The organism is Paraburkholderia sp. BR10872 (assembly GCF_040965835.1).
Lineage (GTDB): Bacteria > Pseudomonadota > Gammaproteobacteria > Burkholderiales > Burkholderiaceae > Paraburkholderia > Paraburkholderia nodosa_A.
In genome coordinates this window covers 101093-114358 of record NZ_JBFRCN010000024.1, presented here as the reverse complement: position 1 = coordinate 114358, position 13266 = coordinate 101093, and the positions used below count along the sequence as shown (strand labels likewise).

The 13266-nt window shown below is 67.2% G+C and carries 10 protein-coding genes; 7 read left to right on the top strand and 3 right to left on the bottom strand.

Going from position 1 to position 13266, the window contains the following annotated elements:
- On the bottom strand, positions 1 to 574 hold a 574-nt coding region (locus tag AB4Y43_RS20050), incomplete at its 3' end, for a thiamine pyrophosphate-binding protein (protein ID WP_368728596.1).
- A 254-nt stretch (positions 575 to 828) separates the two neighbouring features.
- Here AB4Y43_RS20050 and AB4Y43_RS20045 point away from each other — a divergent pair.
- Genes AB4Y43_RS20045 through AB4Y43_RS20035 form a run of 3 tightly spaced genes read left to right on the top strand, consistent with a single transcriptional unit; the run spans position 829 to position 5162 of the window.
- Complete coding sequence (locus tag AB4Y43_RS20045) at positions 829 to 2001, top strand: HlyD family secretion protein (protein WP_368728595.1); 1173 nt, start codon at positions 829 to 831, stop codon at positions 1999 to 2001.
- Positions 2002 to 2011: 10 nt separating this feature from the next.
- Positions 2012 to 3592 (top strand): DHA2 family efflux MFS transporter permease subunit, encoded by a 1581-nt coding sequence (locus AB4Y43_RS20040; RefSeq protein ID WP_342948285.1) that lies wholly within the window; start codon positions 2012 to 2014, stop codon positions 3590 to 3592.
- A gap of 1 nt (position 3593) precedes the next feature.
- The gene (locus AB4Y43_RS20035) at positions 3594 to 5162 is read left to right on the top strand and encodes an efflux transporter outer membrane subunit (protein ID WP_368728594.1); all 1569 of its coding nucleotides are present in this window, start codon (positions 3594 to 3596) and stop codon (positions 5160 to 5162) included.
- Here the strand turns inward: AB4Y43_RS20035 and AB4Y43_RS20030 are convergent.
- Together AB4Y43_RS20030 and katE are read right to left on the bottom strand one after the other, a co-directional pair.
- The gene (locus AB4Y43_RS20030; RefSeq protein WP_368728593.1) at positions 5159 to 5983 is read right to left on the bottom strand and encodes a CHAD domain-containing protein; all 825 of its coding nucleotides are present in this window, start codon (positions 5981 to 5983) and stop codon (positions 5159 to 5161) included. The genes AB4Y43_RS20035 and AB4Y43_RS20030 overlap by 4 nt on opposite strands.
- 24 nt (positions 5984 to 6007) lie before the next feature.
- On the bottom strand, positions 6008 to 8104 hold the full coding sequence (gene katE / locus AB4Y43_RS20025; protein WP_368728592.1) for a catalase HPII: 2097 nt from the start codon (positions 8102 to 8104) through the stop codon (positions 6008 to 6010).
- Positions 8105 to 8275: 171 nt separating this feature from the next.
- On the opposite strand from katE, the gene AB4Y43_RS20020 reads away from it, so the two are divergent.
- From AB4Y43_RS20020 to AB4Y43_RS20005, 4 genes are all read left to right on the top strand, one after another.
- Positions 8276 to 9268 carry a cation diffusion facilitator family transporter gene (locus AB4Y43_RS20020; protein WP_342948289.1) on the top strand — a complete coding sequence of 331 codons (993 nt, stop codon included), beginning with the start codon at positions 8276 to 8278 and terminating at the stop codon, positions 9266 to 9268.
- A 110-nt stretch (positions 9269 to 9378) separates the two neighbouring features.
- Complete coding sequence (locus AB4Y43_RS20015) at positions 9379 to 9960, top strand: (2Fe-2S)-binding protein (protein ID WP_069262304.1); 582 nt, start codon at positions 9379 to 9381, stop codon at positions 9958 to 9960.
- Positions 9957 to 10988, top strand: a complete 1032-nt coding sequence (locus AB4Y43_RS20010) for a xanthine dehydrogenase family protein subunit M (RefSeq protein ID WP_342948290.1) — start codon at positions 9957 to 9959, stop codon at positions 10986 to 10988. Before AB4Y43_RS20015 ends, AB4Y43_RS20010 begins: the two co-directional genes overlap by 4 nt.
- The gene (locus AB4Y43_RS20005; RefSeq protein WP_342948291.1) at positions 10985 to 13264 is read left to right on the top strand and encodes a xanthine dehydrogenase family protein molybdopterin-binding subunit; all 2280 of its coding nucleotides are present in this window, start codon (positions 10985 to 10987) and stop codon (positions 13262 to 13264) included. The genes AB4Y43_RS20010 and AB4Y43_RS20005 overlap by 4 nt, the downstream gene beginning before the upstream one ends.
- Positions 13265 to 13266 lie beyond the last annotated feature (2 nt).

Sequence of the window (13266 nt, the reverse complement as noted above, 5' to 3'; positions counted from 1 at the left end):
CTTCGGGTGCGCTATAGCCCACGCCGGAATGCGCCGTGCCGTGCTTGCGCGCGGGCGGCTCATATTCGAGTTCCTGCAAGTCGTTGGGCAGCACCATGGCCGTGACCGTGCGCCGCGAGAGTGCGATGCGCACTGCGCGGTCCACCACGTGGCGTACCTGCGCAGGCACGCTGGGCTGCTGCACGTAGGCGCCCGCGACGTCCTTGAACATCGAGACGAGGTCGAGTTCCTGCTGATAATGCGCGCCGAGCGCGGCGCGCGCCTGCTGGCCCGCAATGGCCAGCACGGGCATGTGGTCGAGCCGCGCGTCATAGAGCCCCGTGAGCAGGTGCGCCGCGCCCGGCCCCGACGTGGCGATGCACACGCCCAGTTCGCCCGTGAACTTGGCGTGGGCGCTCGCCATGAAGGCGGCCATTTCCTCGTGGCGCGCCTGCACGAATTCGATCTTGCCCTGCGCGCGCTGCAGCGCGCCGAACATGCCGTTGATGCCGTCGCCTGGATAGCCGTAGATGCGTCGCACGCCCCATTCGTGCAGCCGCTCGATGATGAAGTCGCTCACCGTAGTCGTCGCCATGTGCCGTTCTCCTTGCGGATAGTCCGAGTCGTTTGCCGTGTTGGCGTCACCCGCGCAAACGCCGAACCTGGCGCCGGGTGAGACTGGCGGCTTTTGCGCCTCGATGCGCGTCTTTTTTCGTTCGACACCCTCTGCATAGGCATAGCGATTGCTGCCTGCAGGGAGTTGCCCTTTCGCGCAAATCGAATCCACCGGGACCCGCATGAAAGCCTTCCCCCATTCAGCCGATTTCAACGGTGAGCCAGGAGCCGCGCATGGCTGAGCAAGAAGGCTCGGGCGGCGTGGGCGCCTGGTCGCGCGCACACCGGGGCAAAGCGCGCCGCACGGATGCCGAAAAATCGAAAAACGGTGCGAACCGCAGTGAGAAGAATGACAATCAGGGCCGCAAGCGACCCGGCAAGAAGCCGCTCATCGTGATAGGCATCGTGCTGCTCGTGATCGCCATTGGCGCGCTTGTCTGGTGGTTCGTCACGCGCAACGAGGTCAGCACCGACGACGCCTATACCGACGGCAACGCCATCACCGTCGCCCCGAAGGTATCGGGCTATGTGACGCAACTCAACGTCGACGACAACGTCTACGTGCACAAGGGCGACCTGATGGTCGAGATCGACCGGCGCGACTACGCGGCCCAGGTCGACCAGGCGCGCGCGCAACTCGGCCTCGCGAAGGCCCAGTTGCTTTCCGCGCAAGCGCAGCTCGACATCGCGCGCGTGCAGTACCCCGCGCAGTACGACCAGGCGCGGGCGCAGATCGAAACAGCCAGCGCGAACTACGCGCGCGCGCAGGCCGACTACGAACGCCAGCACGGCGTCGATCCCCGCGCAACCACGCAACAGAACATCGACACGGCCAACGACCAGCAGCGCGTGTCGCATGCCGGCGTCATGAGCGCCCGTGCCCAACTGAAGACGGCGAGCCTCGTGCCGCAGCAGATCCGCCAGGCCGTGGCCGCCGTGGAGGCGCGCCGCGAAGAGGTGGCGCAGGCCGAGGCGCAGCTCGACACGGCGGAACTGAACCTCGCCTGGTGCGACATGCGCGCGCCCTCCGATGGCTGGGTCACGCGCCGCAATGTGCAGTACGGCACGTTCTTGCAGGCGGGTACGTCGCTTTTTTCCATCGTCACGCCGCAAATGTGGATCACCGCCAATTTCAAGGAGTCCCAACTCACGCGCATGCGCCCGGGCGACAAGGTCAAGATCAGCGTGGACGCCTACCCGAAGCTCGAATTACGCGGCCACGTGGACAGCATCCAGCTCGGCAGCGGCTCGCGCTTTTCGGCGTTCCCCGCCGAGAACGCGACGGGCAATTTCGTCAAGATCGTGCAGCGCGTGCCGGTGAAGATCGTGATCGACAGCGGCTTGCCGGGGAACCGGCCGCTGCCGCTGGGGCTTTCGGTCGAGCCTACGGTGTATCTGGCGGACTGAGGGCGCGGCCATGAGCGATTCGCAGAGCAACTGGCGCCCCGCCGGCAACCCCTGGCTCATCGCGATCGCGGTCACGCTCGCCGCGTTCATGGAAGTGCTCGACACGACCATCGTGAACGTCGCGCTGCCCCATATCGCCGGCACGATGTCGGCGAGCTACGACGAGGCCACCTGGGTGCTGACGTCCTACCTCGTCGCCAATGGCATCGTGCTGCCCATCTCGGCGTTCTTCGCCCGCGTGCTCGGCCGCAAGCGCTATTTCATGCTCTGCATCGTCGCGTTCACGGTGTGCTCTTTCCTGTGCGGCGTCGCCACGAGCCTCGGCCAGCTCGTGATCTTCCGCGTGGCGCAAGGCTTCTTTGGCGGCGGCCTGCAGCCGAACCAGCAGTCCATCATCCTCGACACCTTCGAACCCAGCCAGCGCGGCCGCGCGTTTTCGATCTCCGCCGTCGCCATCGTCGTCGCCCCTGTGCTCGGCCCGACGCTGGGCGGCTGGATCACCGACCACGTCTCATGGCGCTGGGTCTTCCTGCTCAACGTGCCGGTCGGCATTCTCACGACCCTCGCCGTGTTCCAGCTCGTGGAAGACCCGCCATGGGTCAAACGCGAGACACACCAACGCATGAACTGGCGCACGGTCGACTTCTGGGGCATCGGGCTCATCGCCCTGGGTCTCGGCTGCCTGCAGGTCACGCTCGATCGCGGCGAGGACGACGACTGGTTCTCGTCGCCGTTCATCGTCACCTTCGCCGTGCTCGCGGTGCTCGGCATCGTGGGCGCAACCTTGCGCCTCATCTACGCGAAGCATCCCGTCGTGGATCTGCGCTGCCTGCGCGACCGCAATTTCGCGCTGGGCTGCTGCATGATCGCCGCGTTCGCCGCCGTGCTCTATGGCAGCGCCGTGATCATTCCGCAGCTCGCACAGCAGCAGCTCGGCTACACCGCCACGCTCGCGGGCCTCGTGCTGTCACCGGGCGCGCTGCTCATCACGATGGAGATTCCCATCGTCAGCCGGTTGATGCCGCATATCCAGACGCGCATGCTCATCCTGACAGGCTTCATCATGCTCACCGTGGCGCTCATCTACGCGCGCACGCTCACGCCCGATATCGACTACCTCACGCTCGTGAAGCTGCGCAGCGCGCAGTCGCTCGCCATCGGATTCCTGTTCGTGCCTGTCACGACGCTCGCTTACCTCACCGTGCCGAAGGAGCTCAATAACGACGCCTCCGCACTGTTCACCATGTTCCGCAACGTGGCCGGCTCGATCGGCATTTCGGTCTCCACCGCGTTGATTCGCGAGCGCTCGCAGGCATGGATGGCGCATCTTTCGGCCCATATGTCGCCGTTCTCGCAGAACTACCAGGACACACTCGCGCGCGAGGCGCAAACGGTCATGCAAAGCACCGGAGCGCCGCTCGCGCACGCCATGCAGACGGCGAACGGCCATCTCTACGAGACCTTCGTTTCGCAGGCCACCATCCTTGCCTATATCGACGTATTTGGCATACTCGCCTGCTTCTGCGCGGTGTTCGCGCCGCTCGCGCTGTTGTTCTCGCCCTCGAAAGCGGCGGGTTCAGGAGGCCATTGACATGCGAGCGCTCGCCGTCATTCTCGCCGCTTCACTGTGTGCCTGCACCGTAGGCCCCGACTTCCAGCCGCCGCAGGCCAACGCGCCCGCAGACTGGCATGCGACGCAACGCACGGCGAACGGACCGGGCGGCGTATCGACGCCCACCGTCGAATCGAATCCCGATCCGCAGTGGTGGCGCGGCTTCCGCGACCCCGCGCTCGACGCCCTGATCGAGCGCGCATTGAGCGACAACCCCGATCTGCAGATCGCGGTCGTGCGCATCGCGCAGGCACGCGAACGAACCCAGCAGGCCGCCGCACAAGGCCTGCCGAACGTGCGCGCGAGCGCGAGCTACAAGCGCGAACAACTGGGCGCGAAGGGCCTGCTCGAATCGGCGGGCGTCTACAACAAGGTCGATGCGCTCGGCGCGCCCAACTCGCCCATCAACCAGATCGCGCCGGGTGCGGGCCCAGGCGTGGAGCGCGGCGCGCAAAGCGCGCTCGACCGGCTCACCGCGCCCGTGGACCTGTGGCAAGCGGGCTTCGACGCGTCATGGGAACTCGACCTCTTCGGGCGCGTGCGACGCTCGGTCGAAGCCGCAAATGCGCAGGCCGATGTCGCGCTCGAGTCGCAACGCGATGCGCAGGTCTCGCTGGAAGCCGAAGTGGCCGAGACCTATCTGCAGCTGCGCGGCGCCCAGATGCTGCACGCGACGGCCCAGAGCCTCGTCGCCGAGCAGCGCGAGACCGAGGACCTCGCGCGCAGCGCCGCGATGCACGGCCTCGAAAGCGAACTCGACGTCGCGCGCGCGCACGCCGAGCGTACGCAAACCGAGGCGCTGCTGCCGCAATACGATCAGCAGATCGCGCAGTCGCTCAACGCGCTCGCGGTGCTGGTAGGCGAAGCGCCGGGCGCGCTCGACGCCGAACTCACGCCGCCCGGCATACTGCCCGGCACGCCGCCCGCAGTGCCGGTCGGGCTGCCCGCCACGCTCGCGCGCCGGCGCCCCGACATCCGCCGCGCCGAAGCTTCGCTGCACGCGGCCACGGCCAACGTGGGCGTGGCCGTGGCGCAGTTCTATCCGGACATCTCGCTCACCGGGCAGGTCGGCACGCGCGCGACCTCGCCGCACGATCTCACGCACTGGGCGAACCTTTTCTGGTCATGGGGGCCGAGCGTATCGCTGCCCGTCTTCCAGGGCGGCGCGCTCGTGTCGAACTTGCGGCTGTCGAAGCTCCAGCAGGTCGAAGCCGCGCTCGATTACCGCAAAACCGTGCTCGATGCGCTGCGCGACGTGAACAACGCGCTCGATGTGTATCGCACCGATCAGACGCGCCTCGTCTCGCTCGACGAGAGCGCGGCAGCCCAGCGCCACGCGTTCGATCTCGCACGCGAGAGCTATCGCAAGGGCATTGTCTCGTTCATCGACGTGCTCGATGCGCAGCGCCAACTGAGCAGCGCCGAGCAGAACGCGCAGCAGGAGCAACTGCAGGTATGCACCGACCTCGTGGCGTTGTACAAGGCGCTCGGCGGCGGGTGGGAGCAAGCGGCGCCGATCGCCTCGTCCGCCCCTTCACCGCCGCGCTAATCGAGCAGCTTTGCCGCCATTCGCCGGCGCTTCTTGCGTTCGCGACGCAGCGTCGCGAGCGCGGCATCGGCCTTCGCACCGTCCGGGAAGATCTCGCGATGTTGGGCGAGCAGGTGTTCGCTCGCGACCGCATCGTTTAGCTTGCCGAAACGATCCTGAAGTTTCTTGAGCGACTTCATACCCCGGTTTTCGCGGCGCGGCAGTATCGATCCGAAGAACTCGAGCAAATAGCGCAGGCGCTTCGCCCCCTTGCGCACCTCGTGCCACGAGGCGTAATCGCGGCGTTTTGCGCTGCGCGCTCGCCGCATGCGCTTAGCCAGCGAGCGGCGCGCCGCTCGCACGCGTTCGCGCGCGAGGCGCTTGAGCGGCGTGCGGCGCGGCGACGTGTTCAACGCCCGGTTCACCTCATGCAGCATGTCGCGCAGCGCGTGCTTGAGATCGGCGGCAGAGAGCGTCTGCCGGGCGTGCTCGCGCGCCTCTTGTCGTACCGGCGCAAGGTGCCCGTTCGCGAGTGCGCCGCCGTCCGTGCCGAGCAGCGCGACGGCAATGTCCCAATCGCGCACCTCGCCCGCGGCCGACGCCGCACGCTTGAGAAACGCCCGCTGCGGCTCGATCCTCGCGCGCCCGAGCAGCGGCCGCCACGCCCACAACAGCGTGCGCAGCCGCCGCAACGCGACGCGCAGCTGGTGCATCGTTTCCGGCTCGGTGTCGAGCGCGGTGACACGCGCAAGCGCTTCCCTCACCAGCGGCTGCGCATAGCGCGAGAACTGCGATTGCGCGTCGCTGCGCGCGTTCTTCGATCGTGTAGCCGGCTTGTCCATTTGCTTGTGCCCTCCCGTTGACGCTCACGCCGGCACCGCCAGCGTCTGCGCCACGCGCGACCATACGCGATGCTGCCCTGCCGCTTCGATGAATTCCTTGAGCACGCGCTCGAGTTCGGCTTCATCGCCGTTCGCGACGCCGTCCGCGTGATCGGGCAACTGCGCGGCGGACAGCACGAGCCGCCCCGTCTCGACCGAGCCGATCGCCTTCAGATGCTTGAACGCTTCGAGCACGAAGTGACGCGCATCGCCCGACTGCGTCAATGCCTCCGTGGCCTTCTCGCCGCCGGGGACGAACACCGCGTCGAACATGACCGAGGGCATGCCGGTGATAGTCGCATCGGGCGCGAGATCGCCGATCGGCGCGAGCGTGGGCGCGATGACGAGCGCCGTTGCGCCCTCCAGCGCAAAGGCATCGCGCAGCCGCGTGAGCATGGCGGGGTCCGCGCCGGGCGCGGTGAGCAAGGCGATCTTGCGCGCCTTGATGCCGGGCTGCACGCGGTTGAGCAGGCTGAGCGCGGGCGAACTGGCCGTGCGCGGCTTGCCTGGTTTGGCGCCGGCTTTTGGTTTCGGCAAGCCGAGCGCTTGCGCCACGCTCGCAGCGAGGTCCGCGTCGATGTTCGCGAGAATGGCGTTGACCTGGCGTTCGCGTATTTCGGGCTTCGTGACCTTGCCCAGTTCGAAGGTATAGGCGGCCTTGATATGGTCCTTCTCCGGCTCCGACATGCTGTGGTAGAACATCGTGGCCTGCGAGAAGTGGTCCGCGAACGACTCGCTGCGCACGCGTATCTTCACGCCGTCCATGCGTTCCTGGTAGCTTTCGAAGCCGCCGTCCTTCGGCTGCGTTTCCTTCGGCCACCCGCCGCTCACCGAATTCGGTTCGTACGAAGCCTGGCCGACGTTGAGGGTTTGCCGGTGCATCGCATCGCGCTGATTGTTCTGGTACGGGCAAACCGGCCGGTTGATCGGAATCTCGTGAAAGTTCGGGCCGCCAAGACGGCTGATCTGCGTATCGGTATAGGAGAACAAACGCCCTTGCAGCAACGGGTCGTTCGTGAAATCGATGCCCGGCACGATATGGCCCGGATGGAACGCGACCTGCTCCGTTTCCGCAAAGAAGTTGTCCGGATTGCGGTTGAGCGTCATCTTGCCGATGATCTTCACCGGCACCTCTTCTTCGGGCACGAGCTTGGTCGGGTCGAGCAGATCGAAATCGAAGCTGTGTTCGTCGCTCTCCTCGATGACCTGCACGCCCAGTTCGAACTCGGGATAGTCGCCGCGCTCGATCGCCTCCCACAAGTCGCGCCGATGAAAGTCGGGGTCCTTGCCAGCGATCTTCTGCGCTTCGTCCCACAGCAGCGAGTACGAGCCCAGCACGGGCCGCCAGTGCCACTTGATGAAGCGCGCGTGGCCCTTGGCATTGACGAAGCGAAACGTATGCACTCCGAACCCTTCCATGGTGCGCAGGCTGCGCGGGATCGCGCGGTCGGACATGGCCCAGATGACCGTGTGCGCGCTTTCCGGCACGAGCGAGACGAAGTCCCAGAACGTATCGTGGGCGGTGCCGCCCGTGGGCATTTCGTCGGGGGCCTCGGGCTTCACCGCATGCACGAAGTCGGGGAACTTGATCGCGTCCTGAATGAAGAACACGGGCACGTTGTTCCCCACCAGATCGAAATTGCCCTCGTCTGTGTAGAACTTGGTGGCGAAGCCGCGTATGTCGCGCACGGTGTCCGACGAGCCGCGCGGCCCCTGCACTGTCGAGAATCGCACGTAGACAGGCGTTTCCTTCGCGGGGTCCTGCAAGAAGCCCGCGCGCGTGAGTTCGGCTTGCGACTCGTATACACGAAAAACCCCATGCGCAGCGGAACCGCGCGCGTGCACGATGCGCTCCGGAATCCGTTCGTGGTCGAAGTGCGTAATCTTCTCGCGCATGATGAAGTCTTCGAGCAGCGAAGGGCCGCGCGCACCTGCACGCAAGGTGTTCTGGTTATCGGCGATCTTCACGCCCTGGTTGGTGCGCAGCGCCTCACCGTCCGCATGCGCGCGAAACGATTCGAGGCTCTGCGATTTCGCGTCGGTGGGCTGATGCTTGCCGTTGGGGCGTTTGTGTTGTGTCATGGGGTGGCTCCTGGTGAGTGTTCCGAATGGCTCGCCACAATGTGAAGGCGAGCGACAACATCATCCGGAGCGCAAGCGATGTGCCCTCCCAATCGCGCCGGCGCACGCGCGCAGGGGGCATGCGATTTGCGCGCCCGCAATAAGGGGGTGAACGGGAGGCACGATGGCTGCATGGACCAAGACGATAGACGTTGCGGCGCGCGACATCCCGGGGTTCTGATGGAGCGCGGCGCGACTGGGCAGGCCAGCGTGAAGGTCCCGCGCGCCGTCTACTACGCGCTCGCGTCCAACGTCGTGGTGGCGCTGTGCAAGTTCGCCGCCGCGGCCTACACGAATTCGGGCGCCACGCTTGCCGAGGCCGCGCACTCCAGCGCCGACTGCCTGAATCAGTTTTTGCTCATAGCGGGCCGGCGCGCGGCCCGCAACCGGCCCGACGAACAGCATCCGCTTGGCTTTGGCCGCGAGACGCACTTCTACGCCATGCTCGTCGCGCTGCAGTTTTTCTTCGTGGGCGGCCTGCTTTCGATGGCGATCGGTGCATGGCGGCTCTGGCATCACAGCGGCGTCGATCATGTGCAGATCGCGCTGGGCGTGCTGGCCGTTGCGGCGCTCGCCGAGGGCACCGCGTTGCGCGCATCGATCCGCTCCGTCGACCGGCGGCGCCGCGCGGGCGGTCTATGGCGCTGGTTTCGCGAAACCGGCGAACTGGAGAACATGCTCTCGATCGGCGAGGACGCCGCGGCGCTCGCAAGCCTCGTCGTCTCGATTGCCGGCACGGGGCTGGCCGCCCTCACCGGCTGGCCGGGCTTCGACGCGCTCGGCAGCATCGGCGTGGGCGGCGTGATGATGGCGGCGGCCGTGTTCGCGCTTCGCGAGATCAAGTCGCTGATCGTGGGCGAAGCGGCGCGCGCGAGCGTGCGCCGGGACATGCGCGCGTGGCTCGAAGCGCGCCCCGAGATCGGCCGCGTGGTCAGCCTCGTCGTGCTGCGCTGGTCGGACAGCCTGCTCGTAGCAGTCCAGGCCGAACTCGCAGAGCGCTGCGACGCCGTCGAGCTGGTGCGCATCATCGACCGTGTCGAAAACGCCTTGCAGGCGGCGTTTCCTGCGGCGCGCTGGGTGTTTTTCGAGCCCGAGTTGCCGGAACACGGTGAGCATCCGCTATAGGTTCGAGGGCGCGATCGGGCCCCGCACGCACCCGAACCACCAGGCAAGCGCATTGCGCATTGCATGATCGCGACCATTCCAGCCCAACCCGCCCTGATAACGAGGCCGTTATGCACACAGCCACCCGCAACCCCGCGCCGCGCGCACACGACGCAAAGGCGAGGCACGATGACACGCATCTTCGCAGCGAAGCCGTGCCGATCGAACTCACGATCAACGGCGCGCACCACGCGCTGCACGTGGAACCGTGGACCAGCCTGCTCGACCTGCTGCGCGAGCAGCTTCATCTCACCGGCACGAAGAAAGGTTGCGATCACGGCCAATGCGGCGCGTGCACGGTGCTCGTGAACGGCGTGCGCATCAACGCGTGTCTCGCGCTCGCCGTGTCGCACGACGGCGCGGACGTCACGACGATCGAGGGACTCGCGCAAGACGGCGCGCTGCACCCCGTGCAGCAGGCCTTCATCGACCACGATGCGTTTCAGTGCGGCTACTGCACGCCGGGCCAGATCTGCTCGGCCGTGGGGCTGCTCGCCGAAGGCCACGCGCATTGCCGCGACGACGTGCGTGAGCAAATGAGCGGCAATCTATGCCGCTGCGGGGCATACGTGAACATCGCGAACGCCGTGGAAGGCGTGCGCCGCGCGCAGGACCTCGCCGGCGGCGAAGAGGACGAAGGAGACGCACCATGAACCGCTTCTCGTACGCTCGCGCGAAGAGCGTGGACGACGCCGTGCGGCTGCACTACGCCACCCCCGGCGCCGAATTCCTCGCCGGTGGCACGAATCTCGTCGATCTGATGCGTGAGGACGTCATGCGCCCCGCCGCGATCATCGACATCACACGGCTGCCGCTGCGCGACATCGAGGCGACGCAGGACGGCGGCTTGCGCATTGGCGCGCTCGCCACCAATAGCGCGCTGGCATGGGACGCGCGCGTGATCGAGCGCTATCCGCTGCTCGCGCAGGCGCTGCTCGCCGGGGCGTCCGCGCAGATCCGCAACGCGGCGACCGTGGGCGGCAATCTGCTTCAGCGCACGCGCTGCCTCTACTTCTACGATCCCGCCACGTGCTGCAACAAGCGCGCGCCGGGCACCGGCTGCGCCGCGCTGGACGGCGTCAACCGCATGCACGCGATCTTCGGCGCGAGCGAACACTGCATCGCCACGCATCCATCGGACATGTGCGTCGCGCTCGAAGCGCTCGACGCCACGCTGCACGTGGCGGGCCGGCGCGGCACGCGCACGCTGCCCTTCGACAGCCTGCACCGCCTGCCCGGTCACACACCGCACCGCGAAACGACGCTCGCCGACGAGGAACTCATCACCGCCGTCGAATTGCCGCGCGAGGGCTATGCGCAGCACTTCACGTATCTGAAGCTGCGCGATCGCCAGTCGTATGCGTTCGCGCTCGTTTCGGTCGCGCTCGGCGTGCGCGTGGAGGACGGCACGATGCGCGCGCTAGGCTGCGCGCTGGGCGGCGTCGCGCACAAGCCCTGGCGGGATCGCGAAGCGGAAGCGCGTCTGATCGGCCGCGCTGTCGACGATACACGTGCCATCGAACGCTACGCCGACGCCGTGGTCGCGCACGCCGACCCGCGTCCCGGCAATGCGTTCAAGGTGGATCTCGCGCGACGTACGATCGTGCGCGCATTCGAACAGGCGCTGGCGCCCCGAGCCGAGGGCGATGGCGCAGAAGACTCCGGGGAGGAATCAGCATGAGTACCGCCTATGAAGCTCGCCGCGACGCGAACCCGGTCGCACGCATCGGCGCGCCGCTCTCGCGCGTGGATGGCCGCAGCAAGGTCACGGGCGCCGCGCGCTACGCCGCCGAGTTCACGGCCACAGGGCTCGTGCACGGCGCGGTCGTCAACGCCACCATCGCGCGCGGCAAGATCGTCGCCATCGACGCGTCCGCGGCGCTCGCGCTGCCAGGCGTGCTGCACGTGCTCACGCACGAGAACCGCCCCACGCTCGCCGAAGACGACGCGGCCTGGAAGGATCAGATCGCACCGGGCGGCAAGCCGTTTCGCCCGCTCGCCGACACGCACGTCGCCTTCGCGGGCCAGCCCGTCGCGCTCGTGGTGGCGCAGACGCCCGAACTCGCGCACTACGCGGCTTCGCTCGTGCGCGTGCGTTATCGCAGCGAGGCGCATCAGACCGAACTGGCCCGCGCCCTGGAGCATGCGGTCGACCCCTCCACCGAGAAGGGCGGCTTCGAGCCGCCGCCGGCACCGCGCGGCCACGCGTACCGGGCGCTCGCGCGCGCCCCCGCCCGCACCGACGCGTTTTACAGCATACCCGCGGAGTTTCATCAGCCTATGGAGATGCACGGCTGCACCGTCGTGCCTTCCGCCGACGGGCGTTACATCGTCTACGAAAAGACTCAAGGCGTGAGCAATACTCAGCAGTACCTAATGAAGGTCTTCGGCCTGTCTCAGGACCGCGTACGCGTGATTTCGCCGTTCGTGGGCGGCGCGTTTGGCTCCGGCCTGCGGCCGCAATACCATCTGCCGCTGGCGATGATGGCGGCGCGCGTGCTGCGCCTGCCCGTGCGCGTGGCGCTCACGCGCGCGCAGATGTTCACCTTCGGACACCGGCCCGCCTCGATCCAGCACGTTGCGCTTGCCGCGCAACGCGATGGCCGCCTCGAAGCGATCATCCACGAAGCCGTGGGAGAAACCTCGCAGTTCGAGGACTTCACTGACGTGGTCGTCAACTGGTCGGGCCGGCTGTATCGCGCGCCGCACGTCCAGCTCGGCTACAAGCTTGGGCGGCTCGACGTGTACACGCCGCTCGATATGCGTGCGCCCGGCGCCGCGCAAGGTCTCTACGCGCTCGAATGCGCCATGGACGAACTGGCCGTCGCGCTGGACATGGACCCGCTCGAACTGCGCATCCGCAACTACGCCGACGAGGACGCGAACAAGCAGTTGCCGTATTCGAGCAAGGCGCTGCTCGACTGCTACGCGCAAGGCGCCGAGCGTTTTGGCTGGGGCGCGCGCATTGCCACGCCGCGCGCCATGCGCGAGGGCCACGAACTGGTGGGCTATGGCATGGCCACGGGCATCTGGGAAGCGCTGCAGACCGAAGCGACCGTGCGCGCCGTGCTCAATGCGCAAGGCCGTCTCGAACTCGCCAGCGCCACGGCCGATATCGGCACCGGCACCTACACCGCCATTTCGCAGATCGCCGCCGACGCGCTGCACATGGCCATCGACGATGTCGAGTTCACGCTCGGCGACACATCGCTACCGCCCGCGCCGATCGAAGGCGGCTCGTGGACCGTGGCTTCGGTGGGCAGCGCCGCATCGCTCGCCTGCACGCAGCTGCGCTCGCGCCTCGCGCAACTGTTGCCCGCGCACGGCGGCGTGGCGTTCGCCAATCTCGACCCCGGCATGCTGGACGAAGCGCTCGTGATCGAAGGCGGTGAGGTGAGGTTGAGCGAGAGCGCCGGCCGGCCCGAAACGAGCGCCCGCATTGCCGACGTTCTCGCCGACGCGGGCATGAAAACGCTCGAAGCGCAGGTCACACTGAAGCCCGAGGCGCTCCAGAAGCAGTATTCCATGGCGACGCATTCGGCCGTGTTCGCCGAAGTGCGCGTGGACGAAGCGCTCGGCATGGTGCGCGTGGCGCGCGTGGTGAGCGCCGTTGCGGCGGGCCGCATCGTCAACCCGAAGACGGCCGCGAACCAGATCGCCGGGGGCGTGGTATGGGGCATCGGTATGGCGTTGCACGAAGAAGCGCAGTTCGACCATACGCTCGGGCGCATCATGAATCACAACCTCGCGGAATATCACGTGCCGGTGAATCGCGACATCGGCGAGATCGACGTGCTGTTCGTGGACGAGCACGACGACGTGGTGAACCCACTCGGCGCGAAGGGGGTGGGCGAGATTGGCGTGGTGGGCGTGGCCGCCGCCGTGGCGAACGCGATCTACAACGCCACGGGCAAGCGCGTGCGCGATCTGCCGATCACGCTCGACAAGCTGCTGTGAGC